This is a genomic window from Leucobacter komagatae, from assembly GCF_006716085.1.
Taxonomy (GTDB): Bacteria; Actinomycetota; Actinomycetes; order Actinomycetales; family Microbacteriaceae; genus Leucobacter; species Leucobacter komagatae.
On sequence record NZ_VFON01000001.1, the window covers coordinates 1279316 to 1296086 of the forward strand.

16 protein-coding genes are annotated in these 16771 nt (G+C 65.7%); 8 read left to right on the forward strand and 8 right to left on the reverse strand.

Annotation, left to right across the window (positions count from 1 at the left end; genetic code table 11):
• Window positions 1–38 precede the first annotated feature (38 nt).
• Window positions 39–524, reverse strand: coding sequence for a MarR family winged helix-turn-helix transcriptional regulator (locus FB468_RS05905; protein WP_141886524.1), 486 nt, complete (start codon window positions 522–524; stop codon window positions 39–41).
• An 87-nt stretch (window positions 525–611) separates the two neighbouring features.
• On the opposite strand from FB468_RS05905, the gene FB468_RS05910 reads away from it, so the two are divergent.
• Window positions 612–866, forward strand: a complete 255-nt coding sequence (locus FB468_RS05910) for a hypothetical protein (protein WP_141886525.1) — start codon at window positions 612–614, stop codon at window positions 864–866.
• 88 nt (window positions 867–954) lie between these two features.
• Here FB468_RS05910 and FB468_RS05915 read toward each other — a convergent pair whose 3' ends face one another.
• Window positions 955–3216: a polyribonucleotide nucleotidyltransferase gene (locus FB468_RS05915; protein ID WP_141886526.1), complete on the reverse strand. Its 2262-nt coding sequence runs from the start codon at window positions 3214–3216 to the stop codon at window positions 955–957.
• A 246-nt stretch (window positions 3217–3462) separates the two neighbouring features.
• On the opposite strand from FB468_RS05915, the gene FB468_RS05920 reads away from it, so the two are divergent.
• Both FB468_RS05920 and FB468_RS05925 read left to right on the forward strand, forming a co-directional pair.
• Window positions 3463–3798 carry a hypothetical protein gene (locus tag FB468_RS05920; protein WP_141886527.1) on the forward strand — a complete coding sequence of 112 codons (336 nt, stop codon included), beginning with the start codon at window positions 3463–3465 and terminating at the stop codon, window positions 3796–3798.
• 104 nt (window positions 3799–3902) lie between these two features.
• Entirely contained in the window at window positions 3903–4898 is a 996-nt protein-coding gene (locus FB468_RS05925; protein ID WP_141886528.1) for an IS481 family transposase, read from the forward strand.
• Between the two features lie 40 nt (window positions 4899–4938).
• Here FB468_RS05925 and FB468_RS05930 read toward each other — a convergent pair whose 3' ends face one another.
• Window positions 4939–6255 (reverse strand): hypothetical protein, encoded by a 1317-nt coding sequence (locus FB468_RS05930; RefSeq protein ID WP_141886529.1) that lies wholly within the window; start codon window positions 6253–6255, stop codon window positions 4939–4941.
• A 177-nt stretch (window positions 6256–6432) separates the two neighbouring features.
• Here FB468_RS05930 and FB468_RS17080 point away from each other — a divergent pair, with 177 nt between their 5' ends.
• The gene (locus FB468_RS17080; protein WP_170219639.1) at window positions 6433–7452 is read left to right on the forward strand and encodes a hypothetical protein; all 1020 of its coding nucleotides are present in this window, start codon (window positions 6433–6435) and stop codon (window positions 7450–7452) included.
• A 60-nt stretch (window positions 7453–7512) separates the two neighbouring features.
• Here the strand turns inward: FB468_RS17080 and serA are convergent, their stop codons facing one another.
• The gene (gene serA, locus FB468_RS05945; RefSeq protein WP_141886531.1) at window positions 7513–9102 is read right to left on the reverse strand and encodes a phosphoglycerate dehydrogenase; all 1590 of its coding nucleotides are present in this window, start codon (window positions 9100–9102) and stop codon (window positions 7513–7515) included.
• A gap of 187 nt (window positions 9103–9289) precedes the next feature.
• Here serA and FB468_RS05950 point away from each other — a divergent pair, with 187 nt between their 5' ends.
• From FB468_RS05950 to FB468_RS05965, 4 genes are all read left to right on the forward strand, one after another.
• Entirely contained in the window at window positions 9290–10876 is a 1587-nt protein-coding gene (locus FB468_RS05950; RefSeq protein WP_170219640.1) for a PucR family transcriptional regulator, read from the forward strand.
• Window positions 10877–11063: 187 nt separating this feature from the next.
• On the forward strand, window positions 11064–12515 hold the full coding sequence (locus tag FB468_RS05955; protein WP_141886533.1) for an APC family permease: 1452 nt from the start codon (window positions 11064–11066) through the stop codon (window positions 12513–12515).
• On the forward strand, window positions 12512–13120 hold the full coding sequence (locus FB468_RS05960) for a DUF3156 family protein (protein ID WP_141886534.1): 609 nt from the start codon (window positions 12512–12514) through the stop codon (window positions 13118–13120). Before FB468_RS05955 ends, FB468_RS05960 begins: the two co-directional genes overlap by 4 nt.
• 19 nt (window positions 13121–13139) lie before the next feature.
• A complete protein-coding gene (locus FB468_RS05965) occupies window positions 13140–14255 on the forward strand; it encodes a Zn-dependent alcohol dehydrogenase (RefSeq protein WP_141886535.1) in 1116 nt (371 codons plus the stop codon).
• 146 nt (window positions 14256–14401) lie between these two features.
• Here the strand turns inward: FB468_RS05965 and FB468_RS05970 are convergent, their stop codons facing one another.
• The 4 genes from FB468_RS05970 to FB468_RS05985 are packed head-to-tail and all read right to left on the reverse strand — an operon-like array spanning window position 14402 to window position 16730.
• Window positions 14402–14698, reverse strand: coding sequence for a hypothetical protein (locus tag FB468_RS05970; protein WP_141886536.1), 297 nt, complete (start codon window positions 14696–14698; stop codon window positions 14402–14404).
• On the reverse strand, window positions 14695–15183 hold the full coding sequence (locus FB468_RS05975) for a hypothetical protein (RefSeq protein ID WP_141886537.1): 489 nt from the start codon (window positions 15181–15183) through the stop codon (window positions 14695–14697). The genes FB468_RS05970 and FB468_RS05975 overlap by 4 nt, the downstream gene beginning before the upstream one ends.
• 57 nt (window positions 15184–15240) lie before the next feature.
• Window positions 15241–16038, reverse strand: a complete 798-nt coding sequence (locus FB468_RS05980) for an SDR family NAD(P)-dependent oxidoreductase (protein ID WP_141886538.1) — start codon at window positions 16036–16038, stop codon at window positions 15241–15243.
• On the reverse strand, window positions 16035–16730 hold the full coding sequence (locus FB468_RS05985) for a GntR family transcriptional regulator (RefSeq protein ID WP_141886539.1): 696 nt from the start codon (window positions 16728–16730) through the stop codon (window positions 16035–16037). The genes FB468_RS05980 and FB468_RS05985 overlap by 4 nt, the downstream gene beginning before the upstream one ends.
• Window positions 16731–16771 lie beyond the last annotated feature (41 nt).

A 16771-nucleotide genomic window follows, 5' to 3' on the forward strand; every position in this document is an offset into this window, starting at 1 on the left:
GACTAGCCCGCCTCGGCGGGGAAAGAGGCCGGAGCGCCCTAGGCGGTCTCGCCGAGGCCAGCGGAGCCCGCGGCGGCGTCGACGTCCCCGGCGCGCTTCGCAGCATCAACGAGCTTGAGCATCGACTGGTGGATGTTCGTGAGCTCCTCGATGCTCATCCCGAGCCGACGCGCCATCTCCCCAGGCACGGCCATCGCCCGCTCGCGGAGCGCCTCGCCTTCGGCGGTAAGGGTGATCTCGAGCTTCCGCTCGTCACTCGCGCTGCGCACCCGCGCGACGAGCCCCTCGCGCTCAAGCCGCTTCACGAGCGGCGAGAGCGTCGAGGGCTCCTGGCTGAGCAGGTGCGCCAGCCCGTTCAGCGAGAGCTGCTTGTGCTCCCACAGCGCGAGCATGACGAGGTACTGCGGGTGCGTGATTCCGAGCGGGTCAAGAACGGGCTTGTAGGCGCCAATCACACTTCGCGACGCGACAGAGAGCGCGAAGCATACTTGGCGCTCGAGCAGTAGCGGATCCACGTCATTCATGCTCTTATTGTCGCGCATTTCGGCCGACTCGCCTATACTTATTTCGCACAGCATTCGTTTGTGCCCAAACTATTAGTGAGGTAAGTTATGTCGCTCGGCGAATCTGCCCCCGAGAAGCCCGCACCCGAGTCCCTGTTCGAGCCGAGTGCGACTCCGCGCATGCCCGCGTCAGACGTGGCGCTCATCATCCTGGCGATGGTCCTCGTCTTTGGCGGCTTCTATGTCATGGGCCTCGCGTTCAGCATCCACGAGTGGGCGATCTGGCTGTTCGGCGGCGGAATCGTCGTCGACGCGATCGGATTCTGGATCGCGTTCGGTCTGATCCCGAACCGAAACAAGTAGGCCGCCCCTCCCGCGCGAATCCCCCGCAACGACGAAGCGCCCGCCGCCCCCTTCCGGGAGCGACGGGCGCTTCGTCCATTCTCGAGGGTTACTCGGCGTCAGCCTCAGCGGCGGCCTCGGCCGGAGCCTCGGCTGCTGCCTCCTCGATGACGGGCTCGAGCGAGAGCTTGCCGCGATCGTCAACCTTCGTGATCTTCACGAGGATCTTCTGGCCGACCGAGAGCACCTCGTCAACCGACTCGATGCGCTTCCCGCCGACGAGCTTGCGCACCTCGGAGATGTGCAGCAGGCCATCCTTGCCCGGGAGCAGCGAGACGAACGCGCCGAATGCGGCGTTCTTCACGACGGTACCGAGGTACTGCTCGCCAACCTCAGGGTTCTGCGGGTTCGCGATCGCGTTAACCTGCAGACGGGCAGCCTCGGCCGACGGGCCATCGACGGCGCCGATGTAGACGGTGCCGTCGTCATCGATCGAGATGTCAGCGCCGGTCTCGTCCTGGATACCGTTGATCGTCTTGCCCTTGGGCCCGATGAGCTCACCGATCTTGTCGACCGGGATCTGCACGCTGATGACGCGGGGCGCGGTGGGCGCCATCTCGTCGGGAGCGTCGATCGCCTGATCCATGACGTCGAGGATCGCGGTGCGGGCCTCCTTCGCCTGCGCGAGCGCGCCGACGAGCACGTCCGACGGAATGCCGTCGAGTTTGGTGTCGAGCTGCAGCGCGGTGATGAACTCCGAGGTACCTGCGACCTTGAAGTCCATATCGCCGAGCGCGTCCTCAGCACCGAGAATATCGGTGAGGGTCGCGTACTGCGTCTCGCCATTCACGGTGTCGGACACAAGGCCCATCGCGATGCCCGCAACAGCGGCGCGCAGCGGCACGCCAGCGTTGAGGAGCGACAGCGTCGATGCGCAGACCGAGCCCATCGAGGTCGAACCGTTCGAGCTCAGAGCCTCGGAGACCTGGCGGATCGCGTACGGGAACTCGTCGCGTGCGGGAAGCACGGGAACGAGCGCGCGCTCGGCAAGGAAGCCGTGACCAATCTCGCGGCGCTTCGGGCTGCCGACACGGCCGGTCTCACCGGTCGAGTACGGCGGGAAGTTGTAGTGGTGCATGTAGCGCTTCGACGTGATGGGCGACAGCGAGTCGATCTGCTGCTCCATCTTGAGCATGTTCAGCGTGGTGACGCCCATGATCTGGGTCTCGCCGCGCTGGAAGATCGCCGAGCCGTGCACGCGCGGGATGACCTGCACCTCTGCGTCGAGCGCGCGGATGTCGCGAAGCCCACGGCCGTCGATGCGGGCACCCTCGGTGAGGATACGGCCGCGAACAACCTTCTTCGTGACCGACTTGTAGGCAGCCGATACCTGGCCGTCTGCCTCGGCGGGGAGCTCCCCTGCCTCAACCTTGGCCGCGATCTGCTCCTTGACGCGCGCCTTCAGCGCGTCGTCGGCGTCCTGACGCTCCTGCTTGTCAGCGATCTGGTAGATGCCAGCGAGCTCGGTCTCGGCGAGTGCCTCAACCGCTGCGTAGACCTCATCGGTGTAGGGCAGGAAGACCGGGTACTCCTGGACTTCCTTCGCTGACTGCGCGGCGAGCTGCTCCTGCGCCTTGACGAGCTGGGTGAGGAACGGCTTCGCCGCCTCGAGACCCTGCGCGACAACTGCCTCGTCGGGGCGGGTCGCGCCGCCCTTGATGAGGTTCCACGAATCCTCGGTGGCTTCAGCCTCGACCATCATGATCGCGACGTCTTCGGTGCCGTCAGCCTTGGTGACGACGCGGCCAGCAACCATGAGGTCGAAGACCGCGTCCTTCAGCTGCTCAACGTTCGGGAACGCGACCCACTGGTCGCCGATGAGCGCGAGGCGAACGCCCGCGATCGGGCCCGAGAACGGCAGACCCGAGATCTGGGTCGACATCGACGCCGCGTTGATCGCGAGCGCGTCGTAGAACTCACCCGGCGCGATCGAGAGCACGGTCACGACGATCTGCACCTCGTTGCGGAGGCCGTCGACGAACGACGGGCGCAGCGGGCGGTCGATGAGACGGCAGACGAGGATCGCTTCGGTCGAGGGGCGGCCCTCGCGGCGGAAGAACGAGCCGGGGATCTTGCCGGCAGCGTACGAGCGCTCCTCGACATCCACGGTGAGCGGGAAGAAGTCGAAGTGATCCTTCGGCTGCTTCGAGGCGCTCGTCGCCGAGAGGAGCATGGTCTCCTCGTCGAGGTACGCGGCGACCGCGCCCTGCGCCTGCTGCGCGAGGCGGCCGGCCTCGAAGCGGATCGTGCGCTTGCCGAACTTGCCGTTGTCGAGAACGGCCTCGGCGAACTTGATTTCAGGACCCTCCACGGGCACTCCTTACATACGTGAGCGCGCGGGGGCAGTCCGAAAGCGCTGGCGCGCTGTGGCGGTGCGTTTCGGAGCTGATGTTCAGTAGATGACCGCCCTGGCACTCACCAGAGAGATCCACCACCGAAGACCAGCCCACCCACCGACGGGCTCAATTCAACATTGATGCGGGTGATACCCGCTAGGCCAGGATAGCATCGGGGCCCTCAGAACGGGCGGTGGATCCCTCGCCGATACACTCGCCGTATGCCACGATCGCGAACCCGACTCCGAGCGCTTGCACTCCCCCTGTGCGTCGCGGCCCCGCTCGGCGTCGTTGTGGTACTCAACTCGCTCATCCGCCCTCGGATGGCAGAGGCTCTCGGTGGCACCCGCGTCTCGCATTTCACGAACTACCGAAGCGCTGACGGCTGGTGGGGGTTCACCGAGCCTGTTCGCACCTCACACCCGGTTGCGACCCAGTTTCTCGGTTTCTCCGACGGCTCGATCGCGATGAGCGGGATCGCGGTGGCGGTGCTCGCCTGTGCTGCGCTACTCGTGAGCGACAGGATGCGCCAGCCCAGGGCGCGCAAGCGGGGCTAGATGTAGTGTCCAGGGTCGTTGTTTGATCTGGACTCCGTGACAGAGACGAGAACCTCCGGGCAGAGTGGAGCTGCTACCACTACAGCTCTACACCGGAGGTTCTCGTGTCCCACGCTAACGCAGCCCTGACCCCACGCCAACGACTCCGCATCGCCCGCCTCATCATCAATGAAGGATGGACAGTCGCGCACGCCGCTGACTATTTCCACGTCGCCTGGCCGACCGCTCAGAAATGGGCTCGCCGCTACGCCGAGCATGGGATCGCCGGCATGACCGACCGATCCTCTCGCCCGCACGCCCACCCGAACCAGACCCCGCGCCCGATCGTGCGGAAGATCAAGCACCTGCGGATCACGCGCCGACTCGGCCCGGTCGAGATCGGCGGTCTCCTGCAGCTTCCACCCTCCACGGTTCACGCAGTCTTGGTGCGGGAACGGTTGAACCGGCTCTCCCACATCGACCGGAAGACCGGGGAACCAGCCCGCAGGTACGAACACCCGCATCCGGGTTCCCTGATCCATGTCGATGTGAAGAAGCTCGGCAACATTCCTGACGGAGGAGGCTGGCGCACGGTCGGACGAGTCCAGGGTGGGAAGAACCGGGCTGCGACTCCCGGGAAGGAACGGAGCCGTAGGCGTGACGTGCTGATGCGGCACGCCTACGTGCACACCGTGATCGATGACCACTCCCGAGTCGCGTATGCCGAGATCCACGATGACGAGCGGGCCGAGACCGCGATCGGAGTACTCCAGCGGGCCGTGTCCTGGTTCCAAGATCGCGGGGTGCGGGTCGAGCGGGTGCTCTCCGACAACGGATCCGCGTACCGCTCTCACGCCTGGCATGATGCCTGCAGCGGCTTGGGAATCACACCGAAGTGGACACGCCCGTACCGGCCGCAGACCAACGGGAAAATCGAGCGGTTCCATCGCACCCTCGCGGACGGGTGGGCGTACAGTCGGCACTACTCTTCAGAGCAGGCGAGACGGAAAGCGCTCCCCGCGTGGCTGCACTACTACAATCAGCACAGGCCCCACTCGGCCATCGGGCAGCTCCCGCCAGTCACACGACTATCGAGCAACCTCCCCGGGCAGTACACCTAGACCGGCAGTATGCGGCCCAGCCCCGCGTGCCAGACCAAACCTAGTGCGCGGCGTGACGTGCGCCGGCAGCCGTCTGCATGCCGCGATGTCGCCCGCCGAAGCTCACTGCTGCTCCCGCGAGTAGCAGCAGCGCACCGACGACCGCGACCGGGAGCTTGTCTGCCGAGCCCGTCTCAGCGAGCACGGAACCGCTCGCCTGGGGCGCTGTGACCGCACCGTTCACGATGCCGTTCTCGCCCGCGGCCGCACCGACGACCGCCATGCCGCCGTCGATGACCAGTCGCTGCCAACCGATCAACCCGCCTGTGACGTCGTACGCTGCGAGCCGGTGCGCCCCGACCAGCCCTTCGGCGAGCTTCACGCGCACGAAGCCGGCACTGTCGACGAGATGCTCGCCCAGGTAGGTCGGCTCAGAGAACATGAACACGTGGACCATCTGGCCCGCGTACCGCGCGCCCACTTCAATCTCAACGGTGCCACCGGCGACCGCGCTATCGGGGCCGCCAATCCGCCCCTCGTAGTCAGCGCCCAGGTCGCCCTCGTCGACCGCTGGCACCGGCGAGGGAACCGCGGGAGTGACGTCGGGCACGTCGAAGCTCCAGTTCATCGCTGCGCCCTGCGCAATCTCATATCCGTCTTCGGCCACGGCGGTAACCGTAATCCTGCCGGTCCGATCGAGCGGCCCAGCAGGCAGGGTTGCCCCCGCACTGTCAACGTATCGAACGCCCTCGGTGTGAGGGATGACGACACCGCCATTCAGTTCTGGCGCCTTCGGGGTGACCAACGTCGCTGAGGGCAAGATCTCAGCGCTCGCGACGACAACAGGGTTCGACAAGTTCATCGCTCCCGCAAACCCCCACACGAGAACGGTCACCGGCTTCGACCGGTCGGCGTCGAACTCCCGAGACGCCGTGGCGCTCGCCGGCGCGTAGTGCGAGCTCGGCGCGGGAACCTGCGCGAGGGATGCAGCCCGCGCATCCGTACCCCAGTGATTGCTGGGAAGCGCGCCGTACAGCCCCAGGCCATGACTCCCCAGTGTTGCCGGGTCAGCAGGGAAATCCTTGAGCGTGCCCGAGTAGGCCCCCACATACAGCGGGGTGCCGCCGATCCAACTGTCTGACCACTCCTGCTGGAACTCAAGGTCGACCGAGAACCCATCAGGAGTTCCCTCAATCTCGCTCTTGAGAACACGTGGCATGGCTTCCGACGCACGCTCAGCGGCCGGCCGGGAGTCGTCTCCGTTGACGGCGACATCAAGGCCGCCAAGCGAGGAAGTCGCATGCGCTGCCCCCGCCCCGGCAACGGTGATTGCGGCGCCCGCGAGGAGCGCTATCAAGGTGCGGTGAACAATTCTCACTCGAAATCTGTCCTGTTCTCATGACTGGCGATCGCCTCGATGAACGGCGTCGCATGACGCGAAGCATGAACGCTTCACTCGGTTTAAAATATCAGAATTTAAACATTTTACATACCGAAGGTAAAGTACTGAACTGGCGGGCGCTACGCCACCCGTTCGTAACCCCGAGGAGTTCACGTGGCATCACCCCCAGCATCGCCGAGCGGCACCCCCACGGAGCCGGAGACGCCCGCGGCAGAGAGCAAGAGCCCCGCACAAGAGTTCTACGAGCGCATGCGGCAGTTCACCGATGACCTACTGGACAACGGCGGCGCGAACGTGGAGCCCGAGGAAAGCTCAGAGCCTGAGCCTGAGCCTGAGCCTGAGCCTGAGCCCGAGCTAGAACCCGATCCCGAGCCGGAACCAGAGCCTGAGCCCGCGCAGGCGTTTGGCGAGCCCTCTGCGCCGCCAACAGCCGAACGGTTCTCCCCTGACGCGCCAGCGGAGCACGCCCCAACCGTCTCGATCGCGCCTACCGGTGGGCGGAAGAATCGCGCCTTCCCTGGGTGGGCCCGAGTCGCGCTAGTCGGCACCGTCATAGCTCCGCTGGCATTCGCCGGGCTCGTGTTTGGTACGCCTGCACACCCCACGCAGCTCAGCGCTGACCTCGCGCTCCGCCTGGCTGGCGCGCTGTCCCCTGACTCGCCCCAGCCGAGGGAGGATCAGCCGGCGGCGCCGGCAGAAAGCCAGCATGAGCAGAACTCGGGACCTGACACCACTGACGCACCGGCTGACCCTGTCACCGGCTATACGTATGATTCGCCAGACGGGTTCAGCGTGACGTTCCCGGGAGAACCGGAGATCACCGAGATACCAGACCCGCTCGGCGGCAACGACACGATCACGTTGGCGACGTACCAGAGCAGCGACGTGTTCTATCAGGCATCATTCTCGGGAAACCCGGCGGCCCGACTCACTGCGTCAGACTCCGCTCGGGGTTCGGCCGCCGGAATCGGTGCCGACATTGCCTCCTCTGTCGCCCTCAACCTACCCGGCGTTGACGCAGTCGCCACGGAGGTGAGGCTTGGCGAGGAACCCGCCTGGCTCCTGAATGCGGTGGTCACATCGCCCGACGGGGTCTTTGTACTGATTCAGGGCGGAACGGCTTCGCGCGACGACGCCTTCTTCGACTCGTTCACGATCAACCAGCAGAAATAGCGAAAGCCGGGGTCGGCCAGGTTTCCCTGGCCGACCCCGGCTTGGGTGCCGCTGCCGCGACTACGCGTCGATGGCGACCGCGCGCGCAGACTCCGCGCCAATGGACTCGGCGAGCGAGTCAACGAGATCCTCAGCGAGCGGCGAGTCGATCGTCAGCACCGAGAGCGCCATACCGCGCTTCTCGTCGCGTGCGATCTGCATGCTTGCGATGTTGATGCCGGCGTCGCCGAGCTTGCCGCCGAGCGTCGCGACAATACCGGGGCGGTCGCTGTAGCTGAGCACGAGCAGGTGCTCGGTGAGCGGCAGCTCGACGTCGTACCCGTTCACCTCGATCAGCTTCTCGATCTGCTTCGGGCCGGTGAGCGTGCCCGAGACCGAGAGCTGGGTGCCGTCGGTGAGCGAGCCGCGAATCGTGATGATGTTGCGGAAGCTCTCCGCGACAGCGTCTGCAGAGAAGCGGACCTCGACGTTGCGCTGCTCAGCGAGGAGCGGGGCGTTCACGTACGACACGGGGTCGGAGACAATCTTCGAGAAGATGCCCTTGAGCGCGGCGAGGCGAAGCGCCTCAACGCGGTGCTCGGCAAGCTCACCATGCACCTCGATGTCGATCGACGCGAGGGGTCCGGCGGCGAGGCCCGCGAAGACCTGGCCGAGCTTCTCGGTGAGCGGCAGTCCGGGGCGGACGTACTCGTCGATCCCAGCGCCAGCGACGTTTACGGCATCGGGGACAAGGTCGCCCGCGAGTGCGAGTCGAACCGACTTCGCGACCGCGACGCCGGCCTTCTCCTGCGCCTCAGCGGTCGACGCTCCGAGGTGGGGCGTGACGTTCACGTTCGGCAGGCCGGTAAGCGAGTTGTCAGCCGGGGGCTCCTGCACGAAAACGTCGAGCGCCGCGCCAGCGATCTCACCCGCGGTGAGCGCCTCAGCGAGGGCAGCCTCGTCGATGAGCCCGCCGCGCGCGACGTTCACGACGTACGCGGTCGACTTCATTGCCTTCAGCTGCTCGGCGCCGATCATGCCGAGCGTCTCGGGCGTGCGCGGCATGTGGATCGTCAGGAAGTCGGAGCGCTCGACGAGCTCTTCAAGCGAGACGAGCTGCACGCCAAGCTGCTGTGCGCGGGGCGCCGTCACGTACGGGTCAAAAGCAATGAGTTCGACGCCGAAGGGGCGCAGCCGCTCAGCGACAAGCGCGCCGATCCGGCCGAGACCGATGATCCCGATCGTCTTCTCGTAGAGCTCGGTGCCGGTGTACGAGGAGCGCTTCCACTCCCCTGCCGAGAGCGAGCCGTGCGCGCGCGGCAGGTGGCGCGCGAGGCCGAGGATGTGCGCGACGGTGAGCTCCGCGGCACTGATGATGTTCGAGGTGGGCGCGTTCACGACCATGACGCCGGCCTGCGTCGCGGCCTTGATATCCACGTTGTCGAGGCCGACACCTGCGCGGGCGATGACCTTCAGGTTCGAACCCCAAGCGATCGCCTCGCTATCGAGCTGGGTGGCCGATCGCACGAGCACCGCGTCGGCGGTGGCGAGCGCCGATCGGAGCGCATCACGGTCGGTACCGTCGACGTTCTGCACGTCGAAATCGGGGCCGAGCGCGGCGATAGTAGCGGACGAAAGTTCTTCGGCGATCAGCACGACCGGCTTTGTCACGAGTGGTTCCTTCGGCATAGATGAAGCGTCACAGTTGAGGCGCAAGAGCGCGGATCACCAGTCTACAGTTCGAAGATGCGCACATTTTCACGCCTGGCACCACGTGACATCTCACTCACCGAACTGCCATTCAAGCCTGAGCCCAGTTTCTTGCCGCGAGAGCGCGCGTCCCGCCTACGATGGTGACGTGTCCCTCAGCCTCCGCAAACTTCTCCAGAACCCATCGCTCCACCTGAACCTCATCGTCGGTGGCGAGGCGGGCACGACGGACGACCAGGCACTCGACCGCGATTTCGAGTGGCTGCATGCCACAGACATGGTTGACCCGACGCCGTTCCTTGGCCCGGCAGAGGTCATTCTCACCCTGGGGTGGCAGTTCCCCGTCACGGAGGCCGCCGACCCCGCCATCCCTGAGGTGCGTGTCTCCCCCGCACGCCTCGAGCGCGTATACGAGGACTACGTGGCGCTCATCGCCGCGCACGGAGTGATCGGCATCGGGTTCGGCAGCGACGTACTCCACCGCGGGGTGCCCCACCCCCTCGCCCAGGCCTGCAGGCGGCACGGCCTCATCCTCTTCGAAGTACCGTACGAGATCTCGTTCATGGACATTCTGCAGGAGGCCTCGCGCGTGCTGCAGCGCGACCAAACCGAACGCTACGGGCGCTCACTGCGCGCGCAGAAAGCGATCGCGAACGCCGCGACCAGGCGCGACGGCCTCAGCGCGACGCTGCGCGAGACCGCCAGGCAATTGGGCTGCGGCGTCGCGCTCTATGACCCGCTCGGCCATCCCGTCATCGTGATCGACGCCCCTGACGGTAGGCGCCTGTCCGAGCCCAAGCTCACCGCGATCGTGCAGGAGACGCTCGCGGGCGGCCAGCGCTTCCGCTCGGCGCAGGTCACCGCCGAGGTCGAGGCGATCCTCCAGCTTCTTGGCGAGCCTGGCGAGCCGAGCGGAATGCTCGTCCTCACCCTCAGCCAAGCCTTCGACGACGTGTCACGCAACGTGCTGTCGAGCGTGCTCGCGCTCGTGAGTGTCTCGCTTGAGCAGAACCAGGCGCTCGAGCGATTGCACTCGACTCTCCGCGAGGCGCTCTTGCAGCTCGTGCTCTCGGATAACGTTGCCGTCACCTCGCACATCGTCGAGAGTGTGTGGCGTCCGCTACCACAGGTGCCGCTCGTAACGATTGTCGGAGTGCCGCGAGATGTCGAGGCGGCGCGCGTACTCCCCGCACTCGAGGCACTTCAGGTGCAGGAGGACTTGGGGATGTTCTTTGCCCAGTACCGCGGAGACCTCGCTGTCCTGGCACGCGAACGCGACGCCGACCGGGTAATCGCCCACCTCGAGACGTTTCCGCTCACGCTCGGCAGGTCGCGCTGTGACCTCTGGGAGGGGCTCGCGCTGTCGCTCGACGAGGCCAAGAAGGCCGCGGAATTTGGCTTGCGCCGGGAGGCCGCGGGAGTGACCGCTTTCCCTGACATCTGGCGCGAGGGTGTCTCTGACCTCATCGACTCGTCTGAGGCGGCACACGTAGCGCGCAGATTGCTTGGCCCGCTCACGGCTCACGACGCCGAGCATGACGCCGACCTCCTCCCGACGCTGCGAGTGTGGCTCCGCCATCACGGACGCCCTCTTCCTGCCGCGCGTGAGCTCAGCATTCATCGGCACACGCTCGGGGCGAGGCTGCAGCAGATCTCGGTGCTGACTGGGACAGACCTTGAAGACTTCCAGGCTCGGGCGGAGCTCGCACTCGCCCTGAGGTACCTACAAGATTGACCACCCTGCGGCAAACTGTCGAATGAAACGGATAACACTCGACGTTTTGACAACCCCAGAATCGCGGAACGCTTAGCAAATCGGCGACGCCTCTCCGCAATCTGCACAAACTGTCGAGTGCGCGAGCGCCGCAGATTCCGCATGCTTGAGTGTGGCCGCCACAGGCCTCACCGCAAAGGAGCGATGTATGACAAAACTCAAGCGAAGTCTCGGCTTCGGCGCCGCCTACGCGGCGTCAACAGGACTCGTGGTCTCTGGGACCGCGATGGTCTCCCTCGGTAACGGGTTCGGCACCGGCGGGCTCGCGTTCGCGATCCCGGCGTTCACCGGCCTGATCATCATCACAATGGTCGCGATCTCCTACGGTGAGCTCGCGTCGATGCTGCCCGGCGGCGGCATGGTTGGCGAGTACACGCTCCCGGCACTCGGCAGGCTCCCAGCCATCCTCGCGGTGCTCGGCGGATACCTCGTACTCGTCTCGGCGGACGGCGGCACCCAGCTCATGGTGGCCGGCGACTCGTTCGAAAGCCTCACGGGCTTCCCCGCCGCAGCGTTCTCATTCATCCTGCTCGCGATCCTGCTCGTCCTGAACATCTCTGGCGTCGACATCTTCGCGCGCGTGCAGATCCCGGTCGTCTTCGGCCTCATGGGTATTCTCGCGGTCATGGGTCTCGCAGGCGTGTTTGGCTTCACGAGCCAGACCCCCGTCGACAACCCGGTACTCAACACCGACTGGGGCACACTGGCTTCGATGGGCGCCGTCGCCATCTGGCTCTACATTGGCATGGAGTTCGTCGCCCCACTCGCAGAAGAGGTCAAGAAGCCGTGGAAGACGATTCCGGCCGCCATGATCATCGGCGTCTGCACCATCTTCGTCGTCGACGTGCTCTTCGGCTGGGGCGCGACGCGCTTCGCCGACCTCGCTGAGATGGCGAGCTCGTCGATCCCGCACGTCGTCGGCGCAACCGCTATCTTCGGCGCGACGGGCGGCGTCATCATGACCGTCGTCACCATCCTCGCGTCGTTCTCGACCGGTAACTCCTACCTCGCGGCGATCCCGCGCATGCTCTACGGCCTCGCCAACGAGGGCCTGCTTCCGAAGTGGCTCGCCAAGGTGAGCCGGCGCACGCGCGTGCCGTGGGCCGGCATGCTTGTCACAGCCGCGTGCATGGCATCCGTGCTGCTCTACTCGACGTTCGCCAAGGGCGGGATCGAACTGATCCTCAACCTCATCAGCATCGCGTGCACGACCTGGCTATTCAGCTACATCATCGCCCAGATCGACGTAATCGTGCTCCGCAAGCGCTATCCGAACGCCCGACGCCCATTCAAGACGCCGTTCTACCCACTGCCCCAGATCCTCGGCATCGCGTCGTGCGTGTACCTCATCGTGTTCATCGTCCCCGACATGAGCCAGCGCATCGTCATCTGGTCGAGCGCTGCCATCATTCTCGGCGCGATCGCGCTGTTCGCTGTGATCTGGCTGAAGCGCAATCGGCTCCCGCTCTTCACTCCGACCGACCTCACGCACACGCAGAACAACATCGTCGTGCGTTCGGAGAGCCTCGACGACGACTTCGAGTCCCCGCTTACCGCGCCAGCGGCACTGCAGCGCGAGACCGATGGTGAAGTTCGATGACGAACGCACGCGTGCGTAAGCACCCGCTCGCCGGTTCGGGGCCGATCGTTGATCGAGCCCGGGCCGCTCTCTTGAGAACCGCCACAGAGTTTGGCGACGTCGTCGCGAGCGACCAGACCTCGGTCACGGCGCGCACGCCCGACGGCCTCGAGGTCACGTTGAGCTACGAAGGGGGTAACTTCGTGTTCTCGCGGGTCTACAACCTCACGCTCTCGGTCGCCCTTCCGGCCGAGTCCGACGTGCCGACCGGGCTGAAGCTCTCGCACCGCGCCCGGAGTGGCCCGCAGTTCGTGCGCGCGGGTTCCGGGGCCGGCACCAGCGCCCACACCTCGGTCGGGCAACCAGGCGCTGGCGGCGCACTCGCTGCCAGGCTCACGGCGCTGAACAGCTCCGTCGGCGACCGGCTACGCGGCGTGGACCTCGTCGCAGCAACCGTGTCGGGCCCTCGCACCTCGCGCACACTCACGCTCACTCCGATGGGCGGCTCGTACGTGTGGGTGCTTATTCCCCCAGTGTTCAAAGCCACGGCGTTCCCCGCCGGCGAGCCCGAGCGTCTGCTCGATATCGTCCGCGCGCTGCGCACCTGGTCTCCACTTTCAGTCTGATTCACACGAAAGGATCACCATGATCACCATGAACGCGGCCGTCTTCGTCGGCCCGAATGAGCCCCTCGAACTTCGCGAGCTCACGATCCCGTCGGAGCCTGGCCCGCAGGAGGTGCTTGTGCGCCTCGTAGCGTCGGGCGTCTGCCACTCTGACCTGCACGCGCTCGACGGAGACTGGGAGACCCCGGCTCCGCTCGTGCTCGGACACGAGGGCGCGGGCGTCGTCGTGGCCGTCGGTTCCGAGGTCACCGGCCTCGAGGCCGACGACCACGTGATCCTGTCGTGGACGCCCTCCTGCCAAAAGTGCGAGTTCTGCGTCGCGGGTCGCCCCGTGCTCTGCCAGCTCGCGAACGAAACCGCATACCAGCACGTGTTCTTCGACGGCAAGCCTCGCTTGCACGATGGTGACAAGGACGTGCGGAGCTTTCTCGCGGTCGGCTCGTTCGGCGAGTACGCCATGGTCCCGGCTTCGGCGGCGATCAAGATTCGGCGTGATGCCCCGCTCGCGCAAGCAGCCCTCGTCGGGTGCGCAGTGACCACTGGCATTGGCGCCGTCACCAACACTGCCGGAGTCGAACCGGGCAGCACCGTACTCGTGGTCGGCTGCGGCGGCGTTGGCCTGAACGTTGTGCAGGGAGCCCGGCTGGCCGGTGCCAAGCAGATCATCGTCGCAGACGTCAGCGCTGAAAAGCTCGAGCTTGGGCGAACCTTCGGCGCGACGCACACCATCAACAGCCGCGAGGTCGACCTCGTCGAAACCGTCATGGCGCTCACCGACGGGCGCGGCGTCGACTACGCGTTCGAGGCGATCGGCCTGCCGTTCACGATCGAGGCCTGCTATGAGGCAATTCGCCGAGGCGGCACCGCCGTCGTCGTGGGCCAGGTCGCCGACGGCGTCAAGATTTCGATTGACCCGTTCGTGATGAGCGACCAGGAGAAGCGTCTCATCGGCTCAAACTACGGGTCGAGCCGCCAGTCGATCGACTTCCCCAAGATCATCGACCTCTATATGGAAGGCCGCGTCGACCTCGATTCGATGGTGACTGACCGTATCCCCCTCAGCGGTGTGAACGAAGCATTCGCCGAGATGCGCAAGGGCCGCGGCATTCGCACGGTCATCGAATACGGCGGCTAGCGTCAGACTCCCCCAGCCTCACCCTCCGAGATCGACGCGGTTCCCAGGCGGAACCGCGCGGTATCGGAGGGTGACTGCGTTGGGCGGGCGCCCCAACACCGCGGCGCAGCGGGATGCGGCGATCGTCGCAATTGCTCTCAGCGCGGTTACGACATAAGGTGCATGATCTCGAGCTGCACGGCAGCCGTCACGCAGAGCCCCGTTGCGAGCAGCAGCACACGCACCCACGCGGTACGACCGCGAGCGACGATGAGCGACGTAATAATGGCGCCGATCGGCGCGAAGATCGCGACGCCGAGCAGTGCCCACGGCAGCGGTCCAAGCGCTTCACCGAGGAACGTTGACATGCCAATGAGGTTGCCGACGGCCGCAACGACGGCGTATGCGTAGAGGGCAAGGATCAGGACGCCGGCGACCCAGGCCGAAATCACCTTCGCGTTCACAGTGCCGCTCCGCTCGCAAAGACCATGGGCAGGGGGAATGTCACGACGAGGCCGAGCACGAGCGCAACGACGAGTGTACGGGTTCGTTTGCGGGCAAGCACCAGGGCCGAGAAGAACCACAGGATCGGTGCGAGCGGCGCGATCCAGAAGAAAGTCTGCTGCAGCACGCCCCCGACCGACCCGCTGCCTGCGGCAACGGCGGCGCTGACGGCCGAGTAGCCCTGCGCCCAGCTCAGCCAGACCAGCGCGAAAAGCAGGTACAGTCCGCCTGCGAGCCCAAGGAGTACGACGGTGAGGTTGCTGAGCTGCGCGTCGGGCGCCACAGCGTCGGGCGCACTGCTGTCAGCGGCGCCTTCGGCCTCGGCGGCGGGCTCGGTGCTGGGCGTCGCCGCGGCCGGGGCCGGTTCGACGGTCTTCGGGTCGGGCTGAATCGTCCACCCGCTCTGCAGGGAGCTCGCGCGCTCCTCGCCACTTCCGGTTCGCATGCTCACAATCCTACCGAGCCGCGGGCTTCAGCCGCTGTGAGCGCCCCGCCCGGAACGTCAGAACGAGACGAGCCAGCCACCGTCGACGAGCACGGTGTGCCCCGTAATATATGAGGCTGCCGGCGAGCAGAGGAACACGACGAGCCCTTCCAAGTCCTTCGGTGTCCCGATCCTGCCAAGCGGGATGTGCCCGTCGATGATCCGTTGCTCTTCGACGGCGTCTGGAAGCAGCGTCTCGGTCATCGCAGTGCGCATATAGCCCGGAGAAATGCCGTTGACTCGGATCCCGTATTGCGCCCACTCATAGGCAAGGTTCTTCGTGAGCTGTACCACGGCCGCTTTAGACGCGTCGTACACCGACGAACGTGGGCCATCGACGACGTGGCCACCGATCGAGGCGAGGTTCACGATCGTTCCGCCGCCCCGCTCACGCATGAGACGCGCGGCAGCTTGCGCGACGAGGAACGTTCCCTTGACATTCACGCCGAATGTAAGGTCGAACTCGTGTTCAGTTGCATCGATTGCCGCGTTTCGAAGCGAGACACCGGCGTTGTTCACGAGGATTGTCGGAGCGATGCCACGGGCCTTAAGGTCTTCGAACGCCGCAGTGACGCTCGCGGAGTCTGTGACGTCGAGTTCGATTCCATGAGCCACGATCCCAGCTGCGGCGAGCGCAGCAATTCCGCCCACAACGATGTCGTCGCGAAGGTCGGCAAGCACGATCGTCGCGCCCGCACAGGCAAGGGCTCGTGCCTGAGCTAGCCCGAGACCCCCGGCTCCGCCAGTGACGAGGGCCGTCTCACCGATCAGCGAGAACGGTCCCGCGGCTGGTGCGCCTGGTTGCACCTCGCTCATAGCCCGTGCTCCCCGAGCAGATTGATGATCTCCTGGCCGTCATGCCCCACGTGCTCAGTGAGTTTCGCGGCTGCCTCATCTTCATCTCCAGCGAGCATCGCCTTGGCCATCGCGACGCTATCTACAGTTGTCCAGTTCTCGGACTCGAGAATGCGAGACACATAGTGCCAGAGTCGCAGTGAATGGTTGAGGTACATCCGGAGCGTCGGGATGAGGAACTCGTTGCGCGTGAGTTCATACACGGTCGAGTGGAAGAGAACGTCAAGGTCGAGCTTGTCGTCGAGCCGCTCGGAGTCGCGCTGTTTCACAGCAATGTCGAGCAACCGCTCCTTCTCCTTGCGTGTGCCGCGCCGCACCGCGAGCCGCGCCGCGAGGTCTTCAAGCGGCAAGCGCGCCTCAAGGATGGAGCGAGACATTCGCAGGTTGATGGGCTGCACGACGGTACCCGAGCGCGGCACGATAACGACGAGCTTTTCGGATTCAAGCCTGCGTACGGCAGCCCGCACGGGCGCGAGACCAACGCCGAGCTGAGCGGCAAGTTCACTCTCACTGAGCTTGGTGCCTGGCAACAAGTCGAGACGCACGATCTGGTCGACAAGGGCGCTGTAGACCTGGTCACCAAGCATCGCGGAGGCACTCGGTTGGGCCGAGAGCGGGCCGCGGCTGCTCTGGCTTTCGGGACGGGCTGACACGGTAGGTTCCTATGTTCTTTCTGTCGGAGAAGCTGCGCCTC

What these genes read in the sequence shown, in the direction of transcription:
- FB468_RS05905 (WP_141886524.1), bottom strand. Translation starts at nt 524, where the DNA reads ATGAATGACGTGGATCCGCTACTGCTCGAGCGCCAAGTATGCTTCGCG.
- FB468_RS05960 (WP_141886534.1), top strand. Translation starts at nt 12,512, where the DNA reads ATGACGAACGCACGCGTGCGTAAGCACCCGCTCGCCGGTTCGGGGCCG.
- FB468_RS05920 (WP_141886527.1), top strand. Translation starts at nt 3,463, where the DNA reads ATGCCACGATCGCGAACCCGACTCCGAGCGCTTGCACTCCCCCTGTGC.
- FB468_RS05965 (WP_141886535.1), top strand. Translation starts at nt 13,140, where the DNA reads ATGATCACCATGAACGCGGCCGTCTTCGTCGGCCCGAATGAGCCCCTC.
- FB468_RS05980 (WP_141886538.1), bottom strand. Translation starts at nt 16,038, where the DNA reads ATGAGCGAGGTGCAACCAGGCGCACCAGCCGCGGGACCGTTCTCGCTG.
- FB468_RS05955 (WP_141886533.1), top strand. Translation starts at nt 11,064, where the DNA reads ATGACAAAACTCAAGCGAAGTCTCGGCTTCGGCGCCGCCTACGCGGCG.
- FB468_RS05975 (WP_141886537.1), bottom strand. Translation starts at nt 15,183, where the DNA reads ATGCGAACCGGAAGTGGCGAGGAGCGCGCGAGCTCCCTGCAGAGCGGG.
- FB468_RS05910 (WP_141886525.1), top strand. Translation starts at nt 612, where the DNA reads ATGTCGCTCGGCGAATCTGCCCCCGAGAAGCCCGCACCCGAGTCCCTG.